The following is a 24808-nucleotide window of genomic DNA, read 5'->3' on the forward strand; positions in this document are numbered from 1 at the left end:
AGCCCAGTACCGTTGATGATACTGCAATCAAATGCGGGAAAGTAAAAAAGCTCCAAAATATTACAAATTAGAAAAGAAGCCACTCCAAAAGAGTGGCTTCTTTCGTTTTACAAGACTCAGTACTGTTGAGGAGACTGCAGGCTACGCGCCCCGGACTACGCGTCGCGACCAATGCGGGAAAGTAAAAAAGCCCCCCAAAAGTATAAATAAAGATGAAAGCGACTCTTATGGAGTGGCTTTTTAAGGTTATAGTTAGCTTTGTACTCATGCTGAGATGGCAAACAATGCATATCTACTAACAGTGAGAAAGTAAAAGCTTTAACATATTATCTCTATGCCATTTTTCTAGTTTGAGATTTAAGGAATGTAAAGTTTTTCTTTACACTTTATTTATTATAAAATATTATCTATACTTTTACTCAAAATAAATCATGTAAATATTTTCTACCCTTAAAAATATGAGAACAGCCCTTTTCTCATTGTTGCTACTATTATCTTTAGCTTCAAAAACATCGTTAGCTCAGAAACGATATGCTCCCAGATATAGCTATTTAGATGGCTATTCTTTGACAGCTACTGCTGGTATTCCATATATTGTTGGAGAACTTCATGGAATTCAAGCTTTTCCAGCTATTTATAACTTATCATTAGAAAAAGGTTTTTCTCCTAAAGTATCTGGACGATTAACTGTAATGTCTGGAACAGCCCAGAGCCGAAATAGTGCAGAATATCATGCCTTTGCTCAAAATAATTATTGGGGAGTATCAATCGCTCCTGTGATAAATTTGACTGCACTATTTGCTAGAGAACAGGAACTTCGCCTAAAATGCTATATGTCGCTAGGCATAGGGATATTGAGGTTTCATACTGATGTTTATAATACAAATGGTCAGTTATTGCGTACTACCTCAAATAATACAAGTCGCCATACACCTTTGTTTCAACAATATGGTGCTGGGTCTGGGACTTCTGGTATATATTATACAAGAGAAGTGTTTGTCCCATTGACTTTTTCCTGCGATTATAAACTCCTTCCTCGACTTTATTTGAATACTTCATTAGGTATTAATTGGATTAGTACTGATAAGTTTGACGGAACTACTCCGTATAATTTAACAGACCCTTATTTTGTGGAAGGACCGAATTCATATAGTAATACGGCAAATGATGGATGGGTAAATGTGAATATTGGCTTGAAATACAAGTTTATTGCACAACGTTTTATACATCAAAGAGGAATTTAGCAATTCATGCTTCTAATAAGTGAGTTAGTAGATTTTCGGACTATCTTTGAGTGGATTTAGTAACTTTTTAAATTATTCTAAACTTTAATAAAAATCAACACCATCTATGATTAAGACATTATTTTTATTTCTACATGGACTCTGGTTTATTCCCACATTGTTCAACCAGCCTATTTCTTCAAAGATTGAAGCTGTTACTGTATATCCCGATGGGGCTCAGATTACTAGAAAGGCTAAAGTGGATTTACCAGTAGGAAAGACCGAGATACTTTTTTCAGGCTTAGGAGCGACGCTAGATGCTAAAAGTTTGCAAATGAGTGTGGATATGCGGGTAAAGGTATTGGAAGTCAATCATCGACTAAAAGATGTGAAAAAGGAAAATCAGGAGGAGATTAAAAAGCATGAAGATCAAAAGACTGCTATCGATACTAAAATAAAGAATTTCAGAGCTATGCTTACCGTTTATAAACGAGAAGAAGAGTTGCTGATTAAGAATCAAACAATAGGTACTACTTCAACAGCAAAAGTGGAAGAGTTGAAACTGCTCGTTGATTTCCAACGCCAACGTATGACTGATGCACTGAACAAGCAACTGGAAATCGAAAGAAGCATTCAAGCATTAGAGAATGAAAAGAAAAAACATAATCAAGAGCTAACAGAGCTTACAGAAAAGCAAACAGCTAATACTTCAGAAGTGCTAGTAACAGTAGAAACAAAAGAAGCTCTACCCGATGTAACATTCAATATTTCGTATTATGTCAAAGAGGCTGGTTGGATTCCGACCTATGATGTGCGTGTTGAAAATGTACTAAAACCATTGAAATTAGCCTACAAAGCTTATGTATATCAATATTCAGGAGAAGATTGGCGAGCAGTGAAGCTACGTTTTTCAACAGCTAATCCTAAAAAAAATGCTACACCTCCTGAATTGCAAAAATGGTTTTGGGGAGAAGCTAACGACTATTCGTCCTATTACAATGCTGTGGAGAGTAATTCAACTGGTTTGACTGAAGTAAAAGGTTCAGTGAAAGACTTCGCAACTCAAAATGGCCTACCAGCAGTATCTATCTCGTTAGCTGGTACAAACTTTGGAACAGCTACAGATGCTAACGGAAACTATCGCTTGGCGATTCCCTTGAATTTACAAAAGAAAGGTATAGAGTTAGTATATTCTTATATTGGCTATAAAACTCAACGTCAAATAGTTTATGGAAATAAACTTGATGTATTATTGCAAGCTGAGTATAATGAATTAAATGAAGTAGTGGTGGCTGGCTATGGTTATGGTAGGCAACAAAAGCAAACTATCATAGGTGGTATGGCAACAGTTGAAAGAAAAAGTAACTATGCTCCAGCAATAACTAATATCGAAGAGAGTGAAGCTCCTACGAGTTTAAGTTTTGATGTTCTCTCGCCAACAACGATTCCTTCAGATGGCGAAACCCATACAATCGATTTGAAAGAAGAAGATATACCTGCTTTGTATGAATATAGAGTAATCCCTAAAATAGATACAGATGTTTTTTTACAAGCGAAAGTAGTAGACTGGGAGAAATACAATTTGGTTGATGGAGAAGTAAATCTTTATTTAGAGGGTACTTATATGGGTAAAAGTGATTTGTCTTTAAAACAAAATGATACACTTACTTTTGCTTTGGGAAGAGATAAAAATGTGATTGTTACTCGAAAAAAACAAAAAGAATTACAGAAAAAGCAATTTTTAAGTAATAGTAAAATCGATCATATAAGCTATGAGATTGAGCTGAAAAATACGAAAAAGTATCCTATCAATATTTTAGTAGAAGATCAATTCCCCGTAACGCGATTGAAGGAAATAGAAATATACGATAAGCTCGCTCCTGAGGCAGGGGTTGACAATGATTCAGGAAAAATTACTTGGCGATTAAACCTCGTTGCCATGCAACAAAAGAAATTAACCTTTCAGTATTCTGTTAAATCTCCCAAGGGGACAAATAATAGCACCGAATAGTTTTAGAGCCGTATCTCAACGATACGGCTTTTTTTACGTAATTTTGCCCCAAATTTTGCTAAACTAGGCTTAGGTCTATTGCTCAACATAATGAATTATCTATCAGCAGAAAATATTTCTAAAAACTTTAATGAGCGTTGGCTTTTTAAAGGTATCAATTTCGGTATTCTTAAAGGTGATAAAGTAGCCTTAGTGGGTCAAAATGGCTCTGGAAAGACTACTTTAATGAATGTCTTGGCAGGGGTTATTCCTGCCGATGAAGGTACCATTAGTATTCGTAAAGGAATTACGGTGGGGTATCTTTCACAAAACCCTGTGTTTAATGAGTCGTTGTCGGTAATGGATTCCCTTTTTGATGGAGACTCCCCAACGGTGCAAGCCATCAAGGCTTATGAAAACGCCATGTTGCATCACAACGATGACGATTTGACGAGAGCGCTTGAGTTGATGGACAAATACCAAGCTTGGGACTATGAAAGTCGTGTTGAACAAGTTTTAGGAAAATTGGGTATTCATGACCTCGATAAGCCTATTACGTCATTGTCGGGTGGGCAGCGTAAGCGTGTAGCTATGGCCAAAATTTTGATTGAAGAGCCAGATTTAATCATCATGGATGAACCGACCAACCACCTTGATTTAGAAACAATCGAGTGGTTGGAGCAAACTCTTTCTTCCCAAAATGTAACCTTGTTACTAGTAACCCACGACCGTTATTTCTTGGATAGAGTTTGTAATAATATTGTCGAACTAGATAATGGTAAAACTTATCCTTACAAAGGAAATTATGGGTATTTCTTGGAGAAAAAAGCGGAACGTGAAGCCATGGAAGCGGCAAGTATCGATAAAGCTAAAAACTTGTTACGTACTGAGCTAGAATGGATGCGTCGTCAACCTAAAGCACGTGGGACGAAAGCACAATATCGTGTTGATGCATTTTATGACTTGAAAGATAAGGCATCACAAACTAAGGACGATTCTAAAGTACAGTTAAATGTAAAAATGGCTCGTCAGGGTAGTAAGATTTTAGAAATTGATGACTTATCAAAAAGCTTTGGCGAACAAAAAATCGTTGCTAATTTTTCGTATGTCTTCAAGAAAAAAGATAGAATCGGTATCATCGGAAAAAATGGAGCTGGGAAGTCAACATTTTTGAATATGATTACGCAAAACCTTAAACCCGATTCAGGAAATATTACCACAGGCGAAACGGTTGTTTATGGTTATTATCAGCAGGGCGATTTAGAATATAGAGATGGGCAAAGAGTTATTGATATAGTGACCGAAATTGCTGAATACGTTACCTTAGGGAATGGACAAAGTATTACAGCGAGCCAATTTTTGACTCACTTTAAGTTTGAGCCTAAGGTTCAATATACGCTTGTTGAAAAGCTGTCTGGGGGCGAAAAACGCCGTTTGGCTTTGATGCGAGTATTGATTAAAAACCCTAACTTCTTGATTCTGGATGAACCTACCAACGACTTGGATATTCAGACATTGAATATTTTGGAGGACTTCTTAATGGAGTTTGGTGGCTGTTTATTGCTAGTATCTCACGACCGTTATTTTATGGACAAATTGGTTGAACACCTTTTTGTGTTTGAGGGAGAAGGACAAATTCGTGATTTCCCAGGAAACTATACCGATTATCGTGAATGGAAAGATGAATTAGATAAGCAAGAAGCTCAAGCTAAATCAGCACCGAAAAAAGTAGAAACACCAAGTGCTCCAGTTGTTCAAGAAGCTCCTGTTGCTACTTCTGCCAAAAAGAAACTTTCTTACAAAGAGCAAAAAGAGTATGAATCTTTGGAAGGGGAAATCGCTAAATTGGGAGACCGTAAAGCTGAATTGACTGAAAAACTCAATGCTGGGGGTTCTTATGAAGAATTGGCGGCTTGGGCTAAGGAGATAGAACAAATTGCAGACCAACTTGACGAAAAAGAACTTCGTTGGTTAGAGCTATCAGAAATGATGTAGTATTCATAATTCTTTCATCATAAAAGCATTACTATATATTCCAGTGCCACAATTTGTATTGTGGCACTTTTTTTTGTTTAACTTTATCTAAAATTATTTCAAGTCAACAAACCTTCACTACTATTATATGAAAAAAACATTACTCTCGTTGATTTTTATCCTATTAGGGACAATGCTCTCGCAGGCACAGAAAACCTGTTTTTATAATGGTAAAGTTTATACAGTTGATACCAAAAGCTCAGTTGCCGAAGCGGTAGTTGTCGAAAATGGTAAAATACTATTTGTAGGCTCAACCCCCGAGGCTCGTGCTGTATGGTCAGATAGTCGAACCAAGATGGTGGACTTGAAAGGAAAACTAATGCTTCCTGGGCTTATCGACAATCACACGCATTTTGCCGACGGAGGAATGTATCTGTTAGGTGTAGATTTGAGAGGAGCTAAAACGATAGCAGAGTTTAAAGGTATTTTGAAAAAGTATGTGGATAACCACCGTGGAGAGTGGATAACTTCAGGTAATTGGGATCATGAATCTTGGGAAGTAAAGGAGTTACCTACCAAAGAAATGATTGATGATTTTTCGCAAGATACCCCCATTTTTGTTGACCGTTTTGATGGGCACATGGGGCTAGCTAATTCAAAAGCCTTGGCTTTAGCAGGTATTACCAAAGATACGCCTTCGCCTGATGGTGGTGAAATTGTCAAAGATCCCAAGACTGGCGAACCGACAGGTGTGCTAAAAGACGCCGCTATGCCTTTGATTTATAAAATTATTCCAGCGGCCAATGCAGCACAAAAAATCAAATTTGTAGAAAGAGCACTCCAAGAAGCACGAGAAAACGGTATTACTTCTGTTCATGATATTACTTTTCAACCAGATTTGATTGCCTATCAAGATTTGGAAAAAGCAGGTAAACTCACATGTCGTTTTTATACAAGATTGCCAATTAGTACTTATCAAAACTTGGTAAATACTGGTATTCAAGCAGGATTTGGTTCTGATAAAATTAAATTAGGCTCGCTCAAGGCGTATGCGGATGGTTCTTTAGGTTCGAGTACAGCTTTGATGTTTAAGCCCTATACACAAAACCCCAATACCAAAGGTTTGGCTTCAGATATTATCATTAATGGGAGCTTGACTAAATGGGCTGTAGACGCCGATAAAAACCATTTGCAGCTTTCTATTCATGCTATTGGGGATTCGGCTAATTATTTAATGCTAAAGCTTTTTGAAAAAATTACACAGGAAAATCCTAAATGGGATCGTCGTTTCCGTATCGAGCACGCACAGCATGTGAGATTTGAAGATATTCAAGCTTTTGCCAAATTGGGTGTTATTGCTTCTGTACAGCCTTATCACTGTATCGACGATGGCGTTTGGGCTGCTAAGCGTATCGGAGACCGAGTGAATTATACGCATCCATACAAGTCATTTTTAGATGCTGGAGTAAAACTCTGTATGGGCTCAGATTGGTCAGTGGCGCCGCTCAATGCTATTTTGGGGATATATGCCGCTGTAACCCGTCAAACAGTAGATGGTGCCAATCCGATGGGTTGGATACCGAAACAGAAAATATCTGTGGAAGAGGCTATCAAAGCCTATACTATCAATAATGCATACGCAGCTTTTGAAGAAAATGTAAAAGGAAGTATAGAAGTCGGTAAACTAGCTGATATGGTGGTACTTTCAGAGGATATTTTAACAATTCAACCTGAAAAAATAAAAAATGTACAGGTATTAATGACTATTTTTGATGGGAAAATTGTTTTCGAAAGAAAGTAAACCTCGAACATAAAAACTAGGGCATGGATTGAATATTTCCTAATGAAGTTTTAATCCATACACAACGAAAAATTGTAAAAATAAGTCTAATTTGTCGAGGCTATTGAACTAGCTAATCAATAGCAGAAACTGGATTTTAAGTGTTGTGTAGGCTTGTTGTAAAAATTATCCATGGATATAACTCAAATAATAAAATATCTCTCCGATTCAAAAGAGATTATTAATGCAGGTTTGTTCGCCATCACCTTTGTGGTATATGCTGAAAATGGGCTTTTCTTCGCTTTCTTTTTACCTGGCGACTATCTTCTGTTTTTGACTGGAATTTTTGTAGGTAGTAAACTATTACTTTATCCTATCACTACAGTGATATTGTATTTGTTTTTGGCGGCTGTAATAGGCTCATTAACAGGATTCTTATTTGGACGGTATTTTGGTACAACCCTCGAAAGCAGACCAGATACATGGTATTTTAAAAGAAAACACCTAGATGCCACAAAGGATTTTTTCGAAAAATATGGTAGCCAAGCCTTAATTATCAGCCGATTCTTACCATATATCCGTACCTTTGCACCGATTTTGGCAGGTATTAGTAAAATGAGTTATCCAAAATATCTTTTCCTGAATATCGTTGGCGGAGCCGTTTGGGTTGTCTCGTTAGTGGGAGGTGGTTATTGGTTTGGTATCAAGTTTCCTTGGATTATCAATTATGTACATTATGTCATTTTGTTTTTCTTGGTTATTACAACTTTTACCGTTGTCAAAGGATATTTTAATATCAGGAATAAGTCATAAATAGGCAATGAGCCTTCGGCTTTTGGTACTCACTTACTGTTTGTTAATACGAGTGTGTTTCAAACGCTTTTCTAATTTGTTATACGATGCTTAGTGAATTTGGTTATATTTTGTTGTTTATCATCACTGCGATTGTTTTTACGGCGGTAATTCTCTTTGTTGCCAAGCTATTGAGACCCAATCGCCCGAATGTTGAGAAGCTAACTACTTACGAGTCTGGAGAGGAGCCTGATGGTAATGCCAACGTCCGTTTTAACATTCGCTTTTATGTAATTGCGTTGTTGTTTGTGTTATTTGATTTAGAATTAGTGTTCTTGTTTCCATGGGCAACAGTTTTTGGCAATGAAACACTAAACAATTCTACTGATGGGCTTTGGGGATGGTTTTCGATGGCCGAAATGTTTATTTTTGTAGGCATTTTAATACTCGGATTAGCCTATGCATGGATAAAAGGACATTTGGATTGGGTACGCCCAGAGGTACAAGAACCACAGTTTAAGTCGCCAGTACCAGTAAGCAAGTATGAGGCTATCAATAAAAAATATTCTTAGGTTTTAGAGGCAAGTATTTGGTGTAAATTCTTCTATTGGTTTGCTTAATGGCTTTACCCAAAATACATATAGATTTTCATTTGCGACAAGGTTATATATTGTTAACAGTGCCATATCTGCAAGTAGCAGGTATGGCACTGTTTCCTTTTATATTAGTTCAGAAAAGCAATCCCTCGAAAATATTAGTCAACCATGAGCGAATTCACTTGCGCCAACAAATCGAATTAGGAATTGTATTTTTCTATATATGGTATCTTATCCATTATTGTATGAATCGTTTGAAAGGAATGCCTCATAATAGAGCATACCATCAAATCATATTTGAAAGAGAGGCTTACCAAGAAGATGGAAACTTACAATATTTGACAAAAAGAAAATGGCTTGCCTTTTTACGATATTAAGCAAGCCACCTTGTTACCATGAGTTTTGAGGACAAAGGATTTTATGCCTATTGTTCAGCATAACCCCAATCACAATCTCATGAGAGCCTCTAGAGCGTTGATTAATGTCAGATAAAGTAAAGTCGTAGGAATACCCAATATTGAGAAGAGAGCTAATATTAAAACCGACTAAGCCTACAAAAGCATCTTTGTTTCGATAAGAGGCACCAATCCAAAAACGATTATCATACATAGCTTTGAGGTTCACATCATACGTCACAGGTGCCAAATTAACTTTTTTAACTAACACCGAAGGCATTACCGTCCAATAATCGGTTGCGTCAAACCTATAACCAGCCGAAAGGAAATAATGAGGGTAAACACTACCAACCCACGAATAAGTAGATGAGTTATCGCCTGTGGGTTTGAGGTTATAGTTTTCAAAAAGTAGTTGATTGGCTGATACCCCAATGTAATAGTTCATCGAATAATACCATGCGCCGACATTGATGGTAGGCTGAATCGCTGTAATTTTGCCACCTCCCATAATTGCAGGGTCTGGATTTACTTTTACCTGTAAATTCGAAAAGTCTAGTGTATATTGTGTCACACCACCCGATGCTCCAATCGCTAATTTTGAATGTCCTGTAACAGGAATATGATAGGCATAACTTCCTAAAAGACTAATTTGGGAGCTAGGACCCATGTTGTCAGATATTAGTGAAATTCCTACGCCCTGATGCCCTGGTACTCGTGGCTTACCGCTATATTGGCGAGAAGGGGTGATAGGACGACGAATAGTTTTGCTAATATAGGGCGTTGGACCAGTACTGGTACGGTCGGGCTTATCCAAAGCAAAATGTGCCGTTAGGTAGTATGTTGTGGGTGCTCCTTCAAAATTTGTCCATTGATTTCGGTAACCAACCTTTATATCGGTATAATCTTCAATACCTACCACTGCGGGGTTGATTAGATAGGTATTCATCATATATTGACTGTATTGAGGGTTTTGTTGGGCACTTAGGCGATAGCAAAATAAACTTGCTACTAAAAAAAGTATAAATTTTTGCATGACGAGGATTGCGTATGTATTAGCGTAAGGAAAAAACAAGCAAATTTTGTGCCTATTCCTCTTTTGAGGATGTCAATTATGTTGAGAGCGGTTGGCTTGAAGAGGGCGGTTTTTCAACAAGCTCTATACAAATATACTCAATATCTAGCGATGAATAAGGATAGAAATAATTCATTTCAAGGTTTTTAGGATGTTATTGGTCGATAATTTGGTGGTGTTCAGAAAAACATCAAACTTTAAAAGAACGAACTCCACTAACCTTGCGTTAGTATGAAGTTAGGTTTTGTTTTCTATCCAAGACAATACTCCATTCAATCAACCATTAGAAGATATTTATAGAAAAGCCCAACGGGGCATCGCTCATTATGCAAGTACATAGACTACCTTTAAGACAAACCAATCAATTTTCAGCGCTCTTTCTTGATTATATGGACCAAGCTTCGGCTTTGACCGAGTATTCTGGTAACTTCCCTAATTTGGAAGGTTTTGCGAAGCAGATAGAACAAAAATCATTTTCTGACGAAAACAGAAAAGTACTTGTTGAGGTACTAAAGCGACAATACCAAAACCTAACGATTCAGCCAGATCTTGATATTCTTGCTCAACCCAATACTTTTACCGTTACCACAGGGCATCAGTTGAATATTTTTACTGGACCTCTTTATGTGGTTTATAAGATGATTACCGTGATTAATTTGGCTAAATCATTGAAAAAAGCGTATCCTGATTACAACTTCGTACCTGTGTATTGGATGGCTACTGAAGACCATGATTTTGCTGAAATCAATCATTTTTCTTTGTTTGGTAAAAAATACGAATGGAATACCGAACAAAAAGGAGCGGTAGGGAGAATGAATCCTAAAGAGCTTGAAACGCTAATTAATGAGTTTGCGGATTGTCCAGAGATATTTAAAAATGCATATCTCCAAAAAGAAACCTTAAGCGATGCCGTACGATGTTATATTCAAGAGCTATTTGGTGCAGAAGGATTGATTTGTATCGATGCCGATGACCGCCAGTTAAAGACTTTGTTCTCCCCAATTATCAAAGATGATTTATTAAATCATTCGGCTTTTGCCAAAGTACAGGCAACCTCTCATGCGCTCGAAAATTTAGGATATAAAACACAAATTGCTCCTCGCGAAATCAACTTCTTCTATTTGTCTAACGGCGTTCGTGAGCGTATCGTAAAAGAAGAAGGTGTCTATAAAGTATTGAATACTGAGCTTCAGTTTTCTGAAGAAGAAATACTTGCCTTACTCGAATCTCAACCAGAACATTTTAGTCCCAACGTAGTATTGCGCCCTGTGTATGAAGAGGTTATTTTACCAAACCTAGCCTATATCGGTGGCCCATCCGAAGTACCTTATTGGCTACAATTGAAAGGTGCTTTTGATTATTATGGTGTAACATTTCCGATCTTGATGCCACGTAATTTTGCTTTGGTTGTCAATAAGGCATCAGCGAAAAAGATGGAAAAATTAGATTTATCTATCGAAGAGTTATACCATGATGAAATAACGCTACGTAAAAACTTTGTTGAAAAACATTCAGAAAACTCTTTGAGTTTGGCAGAAGAAGGAAAAACCTTTTCAGCCATTTTTGAAGAAATACTTGCCAAGGCTATCAAAATCGATAAAACCTTAGAAGGCGCAGTAAAAGGGGAGCAACAAAAGCTATTGAATAGCCTTGACCATTTGGAAAAACGCTTGAAAAAAGCAGAAGAGCGTAATCAAGAAACAGAAGTAAATCAGTTGTTGGGGCTTAAGCACAAACTTTTCCCGAATGGTGGGTCACAAGAACGTGTGGAAAATCTCATGAATTTCTCGCTCAATAATTCTGAATTTATCTCAACATTGCTCAATACTTTCGATGCACTCGATTTCAGCTATTATACCATAGTTGAGTAAATATAAGTGCTGAATTTTATGCTTACGGCTTAATACCCAAAGCGTATAGCAACAAAAAGCGCGAGCCTTTCTCGAAGGGCTCGCGCTTTTGCATGATTGTTATGATGAAGTTTTTCAAGGTATTGGCAACACCTTACTTTCTTTGAAAGTAGAAAGAATTACCATCGTTTGTGTGCCAGCAACTTCTTCAATTTCGTTGATTTTTTCAAGCATCAACTTTTGGTATGAAGAAATATCTTTAGCAATAATTTTCAATAAAAAGTCACCCGAACCTGTTACGTGATGACATTCGATAACCTCTGGAATATCATTGATTTGGTGTACGAATGATTCAGTAACTTGTTTTTTGTGTCCTGTCAATGAAACTGTAACAAAAGTTGTAACTCCCAAGCCAACTTTATCTCTATTTAATTGAGCGTGATAACTCTGAATAATACCAGATGTTTCTAATTTTTTTACACGTTCGAGGGTAGGCGCTGGCGAAAGGCCAATTTCTTTTGAAAGCTGGGCGTTGGTAATCTTGGCGTTCTGTTGAAGAATTTCCAGAACCTTATGGTCTATCTGGTCTAGCTTAATTGCACTCATCTTATTAGGAGTTTAGTATGGATAGATTTTGAATTTTTACCAGATTGGTCAATGACGCAACCTAAACACTTCAAAATCTTTTACTTCTGACTTGAGTCTGTTTCTTAGTAAGGTTAAGAAATAGAAAGCAAAGTTACAGACTTTCTAGTAAATTTCTAAGAAATTTTACAGAAAAGGAATTTCGTAAAATAAAATTTTTATTAAACGGCATTATCTTATCGAAAAACCTATAATATTTTGCTCAAACGAAATGAGTGCATTTGATATAGAGTCAGTTAAACGTAAGCTAGCTCATAAAATTACTTTCTTTTAGAAATTTTGTTCATTGAGATACTTCTTTGTAAATCGCATTTAAAACGCCCTTTTAAAATTGTACTTTTGACACGATGTTTGGTGGCTCGCCCTTGTACTCGCTCTCTCCACATTTTCCAAGAAGAACGTTTCATCTCTTTTCGCATCAATTCTATTACTTCTTGTTCTTTTAGTCCAAATTGGTCTAAAATGGCATCAAAAGGCGTACGATCTTCCCATGCCATCTCAATAATACGGTCTATGTCTTGCTCGCTTAATATGACTTTTTTCATGAAATGGATAATGTTTTAAAAATACTTAAATGACTTGCAGCAACGCGTAGGCGTTTGAGCATATCATTCATAACTTCTTACAGGCAGAATTGTTGGCAGGAATTCATCACTCGACAGGATTATTCGAGGAATGTGATTTTTGTTTCTCCCATTTCATAAAAATGTGTAAATTCGTATTTAATACAAATCTATTCAATAAGATATTTAGTCCTTTCAGAATGATTTGTCACTGATTTCAAAAACGGATTCAGTACGGAAATGTAAGTAAAATGAAAACTTACAATGACAGAGATTGGTAGGTTGTGGATTATTCCCAAATTGTATATTTCCAATCTTACCTATCGCTTGATGCTAGCACGTATAACCATCAACTAAAATTACACGGTATTCTTACTAAAAATAGGTAGTTCTTTGGAGCTATCAACGTTTTGATTATTTGGTATTATGACAGAAGAAAAAGAAAAATCACAAGAGCGAATTCCCGCTAATTTTCTCGAACAAATCGTTGAGGAAGATATTACATCAGGAAAAAATGGTGGTCGTGTACACACTCGTTTCCCTCCCGAGCCTAACGGTTATTTGCACATTGGTCATGCCAAATCTATTTGCTTGAACTTTGGTTTGGCCGACAAATTTGGTGGAAAAACAAACCTTCGCTTTGATGATACCAACCCTGTAACAGAAGATACAGAGTATGTAGAATCTATCAAAGCCGATGTGCGTTGGTTAGGTTTTGATTGGGAAAATGAGCTATATGCTTCTGACTACTTCGACCAGTTATATGAACTTGCAGTACAGCTAATCAAAAAGGGATTGGCGTATGTAGACGACCAAACATCGGAACAAATTGCTACTCAAAAAGGAAATCCTAATATTCCTGGAGAGGAAAGCCCTTATCGCTATCGCTCAGTTGAGGAAAATCTCGACTTATTTGAGCGTATGAAAAATGGTGAATTTGAGGATGGGGCGAAAGTGCTTCGTGCTAAAGTAGATATGGCGCATCCTAATATGCACATGCGTGACCCGTTGATGTACCGTATCAAAAAAGCAAAACACCACCGCACTGGTGACAAATGGTGTATATATCCAATGTATGACTTTGCTCACGGGCAGTCAGATTCGATTGAGAAAATTACACACTCGATTTGTACATTGGAGTTTGACGTACACCGTCCGTTGTATGACTGGTTTATCGAAAAATTAGATACTTTCCCATCGCACCAATACGAATTTGCTCGTTTGAACCTTACCCATACGGTCATGAGTAAGAGACGTTTGTTGCAATTGGTTAAAGAAAATATCGTATCAGGATGGGATGATCCTCGTATGCCTACTATCTCAGGCTTGCGTCGTCGTGGATTTACCCCAGCGTCGATTCGTAATTTCTGTGATAAAATTGGTGTTGCTAAACGCGATAACTTAATTGATGTTGGAGTGCTAGAGTTCTGCGTTCGTGAGGATTTGAACAAAATTGCAACACGTGTAATGGCTGTACTTGATCCCGTGAAATTAGTGATTACTAATTATCCTGAAGGACAAGTTGAAACTTTACAAGTAGAAAATAACCCAGAAGATACCAACAGTGGTCATCGTGATGTACCATTTAGTCGCGAGGTATATATCGAGCGTGAAGACTTTATGGAAATTCCTCCAAAGAAATTCTTCCGTTTAGGACCTGGTTTAATGGTTCGTTTGAAAGGAGCTTACATTGTAAAATGTGAGGATTTTGTTAAAGACGAATTTGGAAATATTACCGAAATTCACTGTACTTATATTCCAGAAAGTCGTTCGGGTTCAGATACCTCTGGTATTCATGTAAAAGGAACAATTCACTGGGTGTCTGCACAGCATGCGGTACCAGCAGAGGTACGTATTTACGACCGTTTGTTGATTTTGGAAGATGCTTCACAAGTAGGGGATGACTTCAAGAAATTCATTAATCCAGATTCATTAACGATTTTGGATCATGTATTAGTGGAGCCAAGCCTAAAAGAAGCTGAGTTAGGAAAGAACTATCAATTTATCCGTAAAGGGTATTATTGTTTAGACAAAGATTCTACTGGAGATAAATTAGTTTTCAATAGAACCGTTGGTTTGAAAGACGCTTGGGCAAAAGAAAAAAATAAGTAATTCTAATTTTGCCAAAGAATAATTTGATGATTATTCACAAAAAAGTGTGGATAAGTGGTGTTAATAACTCACTTATCCACACTTTTTTATTGCTATTAATAGGCTGCCTGGTAATTAACCACAAAGCTAATAGGCTCGTTTTTCTCTTTTTTTACCTCAAAAGGAAAAATGTTTTCTTCGCCATCAAAGATATTTGCCCACAAACCTTTTCCCTCTTCACGTACCATGATAGAATACTTTCCTTCTGGTAACTCTAGGCAAAAATCTCCATTTTTGTTAGTTAATGTGCTGGTAATCAGCCTTGTCTTGATGTTTGAGTAGAAGCCATTGACCTGTGTTACTTGCTTGAGATTAGTAAGTTCATAAATCAATATTTCTCTTTGAATACCTTTTGGAATTCGAGGTGGACGGTCGGGCGACGGCATTTGATTGCCAGATACCCAAGTGACTTTTCCACACACCTTGTTTTGATTGTGGATAACTTTTGAAAATGATGTGGATTTATGCGAACAAGCCATTGTTGTCAACATGGTAAAGAGTCCAAAGAAAAAGGTTTTTATCATAGCTATAAAAGAAAACATCCTAAACAATGACTTTGCATTATTTAGGATGTAAACGTATCGATAATAAAGATATTTTATGCTTTACGCTTGAAAAGTGAGTTCACAAATTCCTTTTTGTTGAAGACTTGTAAGTCTTCAATTTTCTCTCCTACACCAATATACTTCACTGGAATTTTGAACTGGTCAGAGATACCAATTACTACACCACCTTTAGCTGTACCATCCAACTTTGTGATAGCCAAAGCTGTAACATCAGTAGCCTTCGTAAACTCTTGCGCTTGGATAAAGGCATTTTGTCCAGTCGAGCCATCTAATACCAAAAGCACTTCGTGAGGAGCTTCTGGCAAAAACTTCTGAACAACACGCTTGATTTTAGCCAACTCATTCATCAAGTTTACTTTGTTGTGTAAGCGACCTGCTGTATCGATAATTACTACATCGGCTTGTTGTTCAACAGCTTGTTTTACAGCATCAAATGCTACCGAAGCGGGGTCGGTATTCATACCGTGATCGATTACTGGAATGCCTACGCGCTGTCCCCAAAGTTTGAGCTGATCAACAGCAGCGGCACGGAAGGTATCGCCTGCACCTAATATAACCTTATTGCCAGCTTTATGGAATTGTGAAGCAAGTTTACCAATAGTAGTAGTTTTACCTACGCCATTGACACCTACCACCATGATTACATAAGGCTTAATGTCAGATTTTTTGAAGGCATCGGTAATATCTTCAGATTTATTTTGAGCTAATAGCTCTGCGATTTCCTCACGAAGAATTTCGTCAAGTTCGCTTGTGCTTACGAATTTATCACGAGCAACACGCTCTTCGATACGGCGAATGATCTTAACTGTAGTTTCTACGCCGACGTCTGAAGAGATTAAGATTTCTTCTAATTCATCTAATACCTCATCATCGACTTTTGACTTGCCGACGATAGCACGACTAAGTTTCGAAAAAAGTCCTTCTTTGGTTTTTTCGAGTCCTTTGTCGAGTGATTCTTTCTCTTCAGTATTGAGTGTTTCTTTCTTTTTAAAAAAATCGAATAAACCCATTTGTTGTTATTTTTTTGGTTACTCGTTAAAAGCCTGAAAGTAATCTACAAGAAGAGATACAGAAGACTTTTGAAAACGTAAGGCAAAAGTAAAACAAAAAAAGTCCCGATAAAGGGACTTTTCCTAAAAATCTTAATAAAGGGGCTGAATATTAAGCTTTAAGAGCAGCTTGAACATCTTCTTGAAGAACGATTTCTTCTTTGAAAGAGTAAGCACCAGTAGCTGTTTTAACAGCTTTGATAACTTTAGCGTATTTTACACCACCTTCTTTTTTAAGGGTTGCAACTACCTTCTTTGCCATGTTATTATGATAAGTTAACAGTTATCTGTGAAGATAACCGAGTGAATTACTTGATTTCTTTGTGAACAGTTACTTTTTTCAAGAATGAGTTGTATTTTTTCAACTCAATACGAGCAGTAGTGTTTTTACGGTTTTTTGTAGTGATGTAACGAGACATCCCTGGAACGCCTGAAGCTTTTTGCTCAGTACATTCTAAAATCACTTGGATTCTATTGCCTTTCTTAGCCATTGTGTTATGCTTTATGAATTTTCTGTATCTTACAAATATTTTTTATTCGTTTGATTATCAGAAAATTACAACTTGCTGATAAGTCCGAACGAATATATATTTCCCAAATAGGACTGCAAAGGTAGTAAATGTTTGAGTTTTAGACAAATATGTTTTTGAAAAAACTTATGCTTTGAAGGCGTTTTTTCAGAAAATAAGAGAAATTTTGATGTTTGGGGACTAAATTTGCCCCTTCGCTATTCTTTATCTAAGATAAAATTTACGAATTTTACGACATGAAGCAAATCCAATACCAATACGACCCTGAGCATTTTAGGCGCTCAGACCCCAACAAGTATAATTCCTCGAAACTTAAGTCGGAAGAAATGATTTTGTCGTTGGGTCCTCAACACCCTTCGACTCACGGTGTTTTGCGTTTGGAGGTAATCTCTGATGGCGAGCTGATTGTCGATGTGGTACCACATTTGGGCTATTTGCATCGCTGTTTTGAGAAACATGCTGAATCGTTGGCATTTGGGCAAACAATTCCCTACATCGACCGCTTGGACTATTTGGCAGCCATGAACTCCGAACATGCGTATGTGATGGGGGTTGAGAAAATGCTTGATTTAGAGGGTAAACTTCCCAAACGTATTGAATATATCCGTGTATTGGTAGCAGAACTCAACCGTTTGGCATCGCATTTTGTCGCCATAGGTACGTATGGCTTGGATATTGGGGCATATACTTCGTTTTTGTGGCTCATGCGCGACCGTGAGCATATTCAGCGTTTGCTCGAATGGCTTTGTGGCGCTCGTATGCTTTACAACTATATCTGGATTGGAGGTTTGTTTTATGATTTACCTGTGGGCTTCGAAGAGCGTTGCTTGGAGTTTATCAACTACCTCAAACCCAAAATGGTTGAGATTCGTGAGTTGATTATTGAAAACAAAATCTTTGTGCAACGTACGGCCAATATTGGTGTTTTGCCTTTGGATTTGGCTATTAATTATGGTTGTACAGGGCCAGTCCTTCGTGGTTCTGGGCTAAAATTGGATCTCCGTCGTGTAGATGGTTATTCGGTATATCCAGAACTAGATTTTGAAATTCCAGTAGGAAAAGGAGAAATGGGTACTGTGGGTGACTGCTGGGATAGAAATTTTGTGCGAGTATTGGAATGTGACGAATCTATCAAAATTATCGAGCAATGCTTAGTGCAGCTAATGGGCGACCATAAGCGTACTCGTGATTTTAATCCACAGGCAATGCTTCCTAAAAAAGTGCGTCCTCAGGCGATGGATCTATATTTTAGAGCTGAAAACCCTAAAGGGGAACTAGGCTTTTTCTTCAGAAGCGATGGTCGTTCAGATGTGCCATTACGTGTAAAAGCGAGAGCTTGTTCGTTTCATAATTTATCGGTAGTACCCGAAATCAGCCGAGGAGCTATGCTAGCAGACTTAGTGGCTATCGTCGGTTCAGTAGATTTGGTAATGGGCGAGGTCGACCGATAGTTTTGGTAATTTCTCAACAAATATTTAATATCTCTGCCAAGGCGGAGAACAAACATCAATGTTTAAATTAGACCCCAATAAAGAATATCCTAAAAAGTTACATTCGAAATCACTGATTCGCTTTCAAGACTGTGACCCATTAAAGCATCTTAATAATGCTAAATACTTTGATTATTTCTTCAACGCTCGCGAAGACCACGTAGCCGAGGTTTATAACTTTGATTATAATGACTATTTCGAAAATAATCACACTTCATGGGTCGTCTATAATCATCAAATTGGCTATGTTTCGTCTGCAAAAGTGAGCGAATGGGTAACGATTATCTCATCGACTGTCTATTACAACGAGGATACTTTAGTGACAGAATATGTCATGACAGATGAACATTTGCAGGTATTGAAGGCTGTTTTGTGGACAACGTCAAAGTACATAGATGTACGTACTGGAAAGAAAACGCCACATCCTCCAGAGGTAATGGAGTTTTTTGAGAAAGTGTGTCTTGAGGGAATTGACTTTGAGCATACATCATTCAATGCACGTATCAAGGTAATTAAACAAGAGCTGAAAGAAGGGAAATTTGTTTGAGAGATTAAACAAAAACTCTGAGCTAAAGCGTATTTATAATCATAAAAATCCCCCATTTAATGACTAAATTGAATGGGGGATTTTTATTTAAATTTTAGCAATTTGTACACGAACGTTACCAATTGCACCACTATCATTACCGCCATCTAATTGAATTAGGTATTGATTGGGATGACTTATTTCTGAAATTTCTAATGTATTACTACGTGAGCCCCAAGGACAACTCCAGTAGATACTTGCAATTTTAGTATCTCCAGTATAAAGATCGAATTGCCCTTCAGTACCTGAGGCTGAGCCTGGTGCTCCACAAGAAGTAAATGTCTTGGATTCTTTTGCAGCAATCGTAAGATTGTTGATTATGTCACTAGAAATAGATACATCCTTATCGTTATTAGCATAGAAAATACCAAAATTTAATCTTGCATTTTTAATTTTAACATCAAGGTTGTGAGGACACACTTCTACCGCAATCCATTGCGCTTTTGCCATTTGATTATTTTTTTAAGAGTTCGAATTCAAAGCTATGGTTTATATCTCATGGACATATATGCTCATTATATTATGCTTACAATGAGTGAAAAATAGTCATTTATAGCCCTAATTTTTAACAAGTAGTCTGTATCTACCAGATAAAATAATACCTAATGATAGATTACTGAACTGTGTTGGAAACTTCCTGAGAAGTGAATATTAATAAGGATATTTTCTGAGACATATCACTATACGTATATGCGAAAATTATGCCATTTTTTGTATTTAATTGTAGAAAATATTATTTTAAATAATGCATTGTTGGTTAATATATTGACTTTCAGTGTAATTGTTTTTTGGATATGTCGAAGAAATAAGAGAATATTCGTATTGAAAAAAATAAAATAGAGTAGGAGTCTTTTGCGTTTTAGAGGGGTATTTGAAAACCAAAATTCGAAAAATTACAATCTAGCGTGTATTTTTACTTTTAACTCATTTGTTAAAAGGTTTAATACTACAATTACTCATGAAAAAAATCTCTTTCTTATTCATTATACTGTTAACTTTTGTGGCGCAAGGTATTGCCCAAGACCGCTTGAAAACGCTTACTGAAGAGCGTCAGGTTTTGTATAGTAAATTCAAAGAATCAGAAAGTCAGTCTTCAGGAATTTTTGGGAATCGTACCAAGGATGATATGCAAAGCTCAATCGAGGCTTTGAAGGAGATTATGGCGAAGGATAACGAGATTTTGGACGAGTTGAATAATCTTAGCGAAAAATCAAAATCTGATTTTACGGAACAATACAATGATTTAATTCAGCAGAATAATGAGCTTCGTGAAAAAAACCGAGAGCTTACCGAGCTATCTGAACGCCATAAAGGATGGTCAAAAGAAAACCATACTATTTTGGAATCGGTAGAAGAGGAAAAGACCTTTACGTTGTCAATCTCGGCAGTTGTAGCTTTTTTATTAATTGTGTACGTCATTAAGTTTTATACGCTAAAATCTAAATACAACGAATTGAAGAAACAACAGCGTTTAGAATAGTTTTTTCCACCCATAGCGAATGGCTAAGAGTAACACAATAAAGCCGACTACGATATAGTGAAACGGAATGTAGGTAATAGCATAAATACGTAGTCGGTCTACAAACCACAAAATTCCTATCAAAGCGGTGAGTATAGTCATAAAACCCGATAATCTACCTAGTTCAGGAACAGCTTCGAAAGGGATTTTCCACTTGATTAGCATCAGCGTGATAGCCATCGAAACAATCGGCAAAATCTGGATAATCAAATTCATTTGCCAAATACTTTGACGCTCAAACAAAAAGAGATAAACATCTAAAGTCAAGGCAAAAATTCCTGGAATACCAATCATATAAGCCAACACCATGTAGCTATAACGAGTCAGAACAGAAGGTCCATTGACTGGATTGGTTTGCCATAATCCTATCAAAAATGTAATAGCAGGCACAAGTAGTAAATAATATAGAAGCAAATAAGGATTTTGACTGATACTGTCAAATAGTTGTTGTAACGTCATGGATTTGTTGGTAAGAGGAAAAGAAAAATGAAAAACTATACTGATAAATTTCCTTCCGAATCTACTCTAATTTGTTGATTTTCTATCATTTCTCGCACAATTGCTTTAAAAAAATCTGCGCTGTTGGGCTGCATGATTTTGAGTAATAATTCAGGCGATATACTGCCATTGCTCAACAAAGCTTTTACCTTTTCTTGTGTTTGAAACTTGTATTGTAACTCTTGCTGGTAAGTACCTTCTTCTCGTTTTTTCTTGATACAAACATCACAAACACCGCAAGTGGCGTCGGTATGTTCGTCGAAGTATTCCAAAAGCAGTTGCGTTCTACAGCGTTTTTGGTGCTCGATATAATGTTTTACGGCTAAGGCTTTTTGTACATCATACTCACGTCGTTGTTCAATATCCTGAACTTGCAAAGGCAATTGTTGTGCATCATATCGACCTGTCAAAAATGTGAGTTGAGGTTTATCCTTATGTTTGTCGTACTGAATAATTTCAAACTTTTCAAGATTAGATAAAAGTAATTCTACCTCAGCTTGAGGAGCCGAAAACACCTTTGAAATGGTAGCCTCCGAGATATTGAGGTAACCTGTAAAAAGCTCTCCACCATACATTCTCAAAAGTAACTTTACAAAAGTATCATATTTGGGGTTTCGTAATTGAAAATCATACAGTTGACGATTATCTACCGAAAAAGTAATACGAGAGGGATGATGAACCGCCTCAGAAAGCGTAATGAACCCTTGATTTTCTAGAATTTTAAGGGCGAAATAAGTGTCGGGTGAAGGCAAATCAAATCGTTGTTGGAAAGTCGACAAGTCCAAATCATAGCATGCGAATTCGCCAGCACCTACTGCCAATTGAAAATAATTACCCAAACACTGATACACCCTGCGAATCAACTGGATAGGAGGATATTTCTGCGCAGTATTTACTTCTAAATTTTGAATATCTACTTTATCATACAAAACGGTTGCAAAAGCCTTTTGTCCATCTCGTCCTGCACGACCAGCCTCCTGATAATAGGCTTCGAGTGTTTCGGGTAAATCTAAATGTACCACCAAACGCACATCAGGTTTGTCTATTCCCATCCCAAAAGCATTGGTTGCCACCATCACACGAACTTGATTTTTAATCCATTGTTCCTGCTTTTGACTACGTTCTTGCGCACTTATTCCTGCATGATAAAAAGTGGCAGATATACCAGATTTTTGAAGAAATTGAGCCACTTCCTGCGTTTTCCGACGATTACGAACATATACAATGGCCGTTCCTGCCACTTTTTGAAGCATAGCTACCAGACGTGCTATTTTGTTTTCTTCATAAAGCGTAGAATATGACAAATTAGCCCTAGCAAAACTCTGTTGAAACACTTGAGGGTTTTGCATGGCGAGCTTTGCCAAAATATCTGCTTTTACTTCTTTGGTAGCGGTTGCGGTCAGTGCAATAGTACGAAGTGTGGGGAATAACTGTCGAAATTCGGCTATTTTCAGATAGGGAGGTCTAAAATCATATCCCCATTGCGAAATACAGTGTGCTTCGTCGATAGCTAGTAAACATAACTTCATGACCTTGACTCTTTCGAGAAAAAGAGAAGTCTGTAGTCTTTCAGGAGAAATATACAAAAACTTTACATCGCCATAAATACAATTATCCAGAGCAATATCTATTTGATTTCGGTGCATTCCAGCATATATCGCCACCGCCGAAATACCTCTTCTACGCAATTGTGCTACTTGGTCTTGCATCAAAGCAATCAACGGCGTTATGACCAAACACACGCCTTCCATTGCCATAGCAGGCACTTGAAAGCAAATTGATTTTCCGCCTCCAGTGGGCAATAATGCCAAAGTATCGTTACCTGCTAAGACAGACTGAATAATGTCTTCTTGTAGGGGACGAAAAGAGCTATAGCCCCAATATTGTTGAAGTATTTGATGAATCGGATATTGCATTCGTAAAAGCAGGTGTCAGATGTTGATAGTGGATAACTTCAGCAAAAGTATAGTTACCGTAGCCAAATGTCAAGTTTCGTTCGTATATCCAAGACTGTGGCAAAGACAGAAAGATGTATCTGTTTTTTTCTTATATTTAAACTTTTGTAAAAAGTGTTATTGTTTAACTGTATTTCTATTATCGGAGCATGTTAAAATCGAGTATTCTGGATAGTCCAGAGATACTTTTATTTTCTATCTCCATTTTATTTTTAACAACAAACTATGAAAAAACGCTCAATAATAGGACTTGTGATAGGATGTGTTATTAGCTTGACAGCATGTCAGACTAGCAAGTTGAGTAGTAAAAAGTTAGGAAAGTTATTATCCGAATCTAGTACATTTTCTCAAAATCATACAGGGTTTGTTTTATACGATTTGTCTGAACAAAAGGAGGTTTTTAATTACCAAGGAAATCGTTATTTTCAACCTGCTTCTAATACTAAAATTTTGACCTATTATGTAAGTCAGCGAACATTGGGTGACTCGCTACCTGCTTTAAAATATGTCACCAATGCCGATTCTTTGATTATCTGGGGGACAGGCGATCCCAGTTTCTTGAGTCCAAGTATGCCAGCGTCAAAGGTTTTAAATTTTTTGAAAAATAGTCCACAAAAAATCTATTTCTCTGCCAATAACTTTACTGGAAAACACTACGGACCAGGCTGGGCATGGGATGACTATAACGATGATTATGCCTCAGAAATCAGTCCTTTGCCCATTCATGGCAATGTAGTCGGTTTTAAGGCAAACGGTAATGGCTTGTTGGCAAAGCCAGCCTATTTTCAGGATAAAATCGTAAGCGTCAAAAGTGCTAATAATTTTGGCGTGACTCGTGTTGAATCAAGCAATACATTTGAAATACCTCAAGGAAAAGCTCCCAAGGCTAATTTTGAGCAAGAAGTACCCTTCAAAACCTCAAATACATTAACGGCTGAACTATTAGCGAGTGTTGTTGGAAAACCTGTAACGCTCATCGATGCACCTCTTCGTAGCAACGCACAGACCATCATGAGTTTGCCAGTCGATACCGTATTTGCTAGAATGCTTCACGTCAGCGATAATATGATGGCAGAGCATCTGATGCTGATGTGTGGACAAATTTTGGCAGGAGAATTGAATGTAAAAAAAGGAATAGAAAAGGCTAAAACCAATTATTTGAGTACACTGCCTGATGCTATAACATGGGTAGATGGCTCAGGGCTTTCGAGGTATAACATGATTACGCCAAGAGATTTGGTGATGGTTTTGCGCCAGATGTATCAGGAAGTGCCACAGGAAAAGTTGTTTAAAGTTCTGCCTGCTGTAGGACAATCTGGCACGCTTAAATCGCTGATGCCTAAAACAGACAAACCCTTTATTTTTGCCAAATCGGGCTCTTTTAGTAATAATTATAACTTGAGCGGATATTTGGTTACCAAACAAGGAAAGGTACTTTGCTTTTCTTTGATGAATAACAATTTTGTAAAACCAATGTCGGAGATTCGTAAAGAGGTGGTGAAAATTTTGACAGAAATTTACCAATATTGAAGCTATTCATGACTCGTATATTTGTTGTTACCTTACTTAAAATGAAGAACTTGT

23 protein-coding genes are annotated in these 24808 nt (G+C 37.1%); 13 read left to right on the plus strand and 10 right to left on the minus strand.

Translation table 11 applies throughout. The annotated features are described in order from the left end of the window. The first annotated feature begins 458 nt into the window (after positions 1 to 458). The 7 genes from QM481_RS14365 to QM481_RS14395 all read left to right on the plus strand — a co-directional run bounded on the left by QM481_RS14365 (position 459) and on the right by QM481_RS14395 (position 8732). Entirely contained in the window at positions 459 to 1244 is a 786-nt protein-coding gene (locus QM481_RS14365) for a hypothetical protein (protein ID WP_283382246.1), read from the plus strand. 106 nt (positions 1245 to 1350) lie between these two features. Next, positions 1351 to 3234 carry a mucoidy inhibitor MuiA family protein gene (locus QM481_RS14370; RefSeq protein WP_283382247.1) on the plus strand — a complete coding sequence of 628 codons (1884 nt, stop codon included), beginning with the start codon at positions 1351 to 1353 and terminating at the stop codon, positions 3232 to 3234. A 90-nt stretch (positions 3235 to 3324) separates the two neighbouring features. After that, positions 3325 to 5208 (plus strand): ABC-F family ATP-binding cassette domain-containing protein, encoded by a 1884-nt coding sequence (locus QM481_RS14375; protein WP_166549843.1) that lies wholly within the window; start codon positions 3325 to 3327, stop codon positions 5206 to 5208. A gap of 127 nt (positions 5209 to 5335) precedes the next feature. Beyond that, positions 5336 to 6988 (plus strand): amidohydrolase, encoded by a 1653-nt coding sequence (locus QM481_RS14380; RefSeq protein WP_283382248.1) that lies wholly within the window; start codon positions 5336 to 5338, stop codon positions 6986 to 6988. Between the two features lie 171 nt (positions 6989 to 7159). Beyond that, complete coding sequence (locus QM481_RS14385) at positions 7160 to 7780, plus strand: DedA family protein (protein WP_283382249.1); 621 nt, start codon at positions 7160 to 7162, stop codon at positions 7778 to 7780. 86 nt (positions 7781 to 7866) lie between these two features. Next, positions 7867 to 8331 (plus strand): NADH-quinone oxidoreductase subunit A, encoded by a 465-nt coding sequence (locus QM481_RS14390; protein WP_166549846.1) that lies wholly within the window; start codon positions 7867 to 7869, stop codon positions 8329 to 8331. A gap of 107 nt (positions 8332 to 8438) precedes the next feature. Further along, positions 8439 to 8732 (plus strand): hypothetical protein, encoded by a 294-nt coding sequence (locus QM481_RS14395; RefSeq protein WP_283382250.1) that lies wholly within the window; start codon positions 8439 to 8441, stop codon positions 8730 to 8732. A gap of 13 nt (positions 8733 to 8745) precedes the next feature. On the opposite strand, the gene QM481_RS14400 is transcribed toward QM481_RS14395, so the two are convergent. Then, positions 8746 to 9783: a PorP/SprF family type IX secretion system membrane protein gene (locus tag QM481_RS14400; RefSeq protein WP_166549847.1), complete on the minus strand. Its 1038-nt coding sequence runs from the start codon at positions 9781 to 9783 to the stop codon at positions 8746 to 8748. Between the two features lie 365 nt (positions 9784 to 10148). Here QM481_RS14400 and bshC point away from each other — a divergent pair, with 365 nt between their 5' ends. Next, positions 10149 to 11693, plus strand: coding sequence for a bacillithiol biosynthesis cysteine-adding enzyme BshC (gene bshC, locus QM481_RS14405; RefSeq protein WP_283382251.1), 1545 nt, complete (start codon positions 10149 to 10151; stop codon positions 11691 to 11693). A gap of 114 nt (positions 11694 to 11807) precedes the next feature. Here bshC and QM481_RS14410 read toward each other — a convergent pair whose 3' ends face one another. Both QM481_RS14410 and QM481_RS14415 read right to left on the minus strand, forming a co-directional pair. Further along, on the minus strand, positions 11808 to 12278 hold the full coding sequence (locus QM481_RS14410) for an Lrp/AsnC family transcriptional regulator (protein WP_095161194.1): 471 nt from the start codon (positions 12276 to 12278) through the stop codon (positions 11808 to 11810). Positions 12279 to 12577: 299 nt separating this feature from the next. Further along, entirely contained in the window at positions 12578 to 12862 is a 285-nt protein-coding gene (locus QM481_RS14415; protein WP_283382252.1) for a TIGR03643 family protein, read from the minus strand. Between the two features lie 444 nt (positions 12863 to 13306). On the opposite strand from QM481_RS14415, the gene QM481_RS14420 reads away from it, so the two are divergent. Next, the gene (locus tag QM481_RS14420; protein ID WP_166549850.1) at positions 13307 to 14992 is read left to right on the plus strand and encodes a glutamine--tRNA ligase/YqeY domain fusion protein; all 1686 of its coding nucleotides are present in this window, start codon (positions 13307 to 13309) and stop codon (positions 14990 to 14992) included. 95 nt (positions 14993 to 15087) lie between these two features. Here QM481_RS14420 and QM481_RS14425 read toward each other — a convergent pair whose 3' ends face one another. From QM481_RS14425 to rpmG, 4 genes are all read right to left on the minus strand, one after another. Then, positions 15088 to 15555 carry a carboxypeptidase regulatory-like domain-containing protein gene (locus QM481_RS14425; protein ID WP_283382253.1) on the minus strand — a complete coding sequence of 156 codons (468 nt, stop codon included), beginning with the start codon at positions 15553 to 15555 and terminating at the stop codon, positions 15088 to 15090. A gap of 74 nt (positions 15556 to 15629) precedes the next feature. Then, a complete protein-coding gene (ftsY, locus tag QM481_RS14430) occupies positions 15630 to 16607 on the minus strand; it encodes a signal recognition particle-docking protein FtsY (protein ID WP_095161198.1) in 978 nt (325 codons plus the stop codon). A gap of 151 nt (positions 16608 to 16758) precedes the next feature. Beyond that, positions 16759 to 16908 (minus strand): DUF4295 family protein, encoded by a 150-nt coding sequence (locus QM481_RS14435; RefSeq protein ID WP_095161199.1) that lies wholly within the window; start codon positions 16906 to 16908, stop codon positions 16759 to 16761. A 46-nt stretch (positions 16909 to 16954) separates the two neighbouring features. Next, a complete protein-coding gene (gene rpmG, locus QM481_RS14440) occupies positions 16955 to 17137 on the minus strand; it encodes a 50S ribosomal protein L33 (protein ID WP_095161200.1) in 183 nt (60 codons plus the stop codon). A 275-nt stretch (positions 17138 to 17412) separates the two neighbouring features. Between rpmG and QM481_RS14445 the strand changes: the two genes are divergently transcribed. Together QM481_RS14445 and QM481_RS14450 are read left to right on the plus strand one after the other, a co-directional pair. Further along, entirely contained in the window at positions 17413 to 18627 is a 1215-nt protein-coding gene (locus tag QM481_RS14445) for an NADH-quinone oxidoreductase subunit D (RefSeq protein ID WP_283382254.1), read from the plus strand. Between the two features lie 58 nt (positions 18628 to 18685). After that, positions 18686 to 19213, plus strand: a complete 528-nt coding sequence (locus tag QM481_RS14450; protein WP_166549855.1) for an acyl-CoA thioesterase — start codon at positions 18686 to 18688, stop codon at positions 19211 to 19213. A gap of 87 nt (positions 19214 to 19300) precedes the next feature. Here the strand turns inward: QM481_RS14450 and QM481_RS14455 are convergent, their stop codons facing one another. Beyond that, positions 19301 to 19702 (minus strand): aegerolysin family protein, encoded by a 402-nt coding sequence (locus QM481_RS14455; RefSeq protein WP_283382255.1) that lies wholly within the window; start codon positions 19700 to 19702, stop codon positions 19301 to 19303. 508 nt (positions 19703 to 20210) lie between these two features. On the opposite strand from QM481_RS14455, the gene QM481_RS14460 reads away from it, so the two are divergent. Next, positions 20211 to 20732: a hypothetical protein gene (locus QM481_RS14460; RefSeq protein WP_166549856.1), complete on the plus strand. Its 522-nt coding sequence runs from the start codon at positions 20211 to 20213 to the stop codon at positions 20730 to 20732. On the opposite strand, the gene QM481_RS14465 is transcribed toward QM481_RS14460, so the two are convergent. Together QM481_RS14465 and QM481_RS14470 are read right to left on the minus strand one after the other, a co-directional pair. After that, positions 20724 to 21230: a hypothetical protein gene (locus QM481_RS14465; protein ID WP_283369794.1), complete on the minus strand. Its 507-nt coding sequence runs from the start codon at positions 21228 to 21230 to the stop codon at positions 20724 to 20726. The two genes, QM481_RS14460 and QM481_RS14465, sit on opposite strands and share 9 nt — an antisense overlap. Positions 21231 to 21265: 35 nt before the next feature. Continuing rightward, the gene (locus tag QM481_RS14470; protein ID WP_283382256.1) at positions 21266 to 23185 is read right to left on the minus strand and encodes a RecQ family ATP-dependent DNA helicase; all 1920 of its coding nucleotides are present in this window, start codon (positions 23183 to 23185) and stop codon (positions 21266 to 21268) included. A 264-nt stretch (positions 23186 to 23449) separates the two neighbouring features. Here QM481_RS14470 and dacB point away from each other — a divergent pair, with 264 nt between their 5' ends. Continuing rightward, positions 23450 to 24754 carry a D-alanyl-D-alanine carboxypeptidase/D-alanyl-D-alanine endopeptidase gene (gene dacB / locus QM481_RS14475; RefSeq protein ID WP_283382257.1) on the plus strand — a complete coding sequence of 435 codons (1305 nt, stop codon included), beginning with the start codon at positions 23450 to 23452 and terminating at the stop codon, positions 24752 to 24754. Positions 24755 to 24808 lie beyond the last annotated feature (54 nt).

Source organism: Flectobacillus rivi, from assembly GCF_030056655.1.
GTDB classification, from domain to species: Bacteria; Bacteroidota; Bacteroidia; order Cytophagales; family Spirosomataceae; genus Flectobacillus; species Flectobacillus rivi.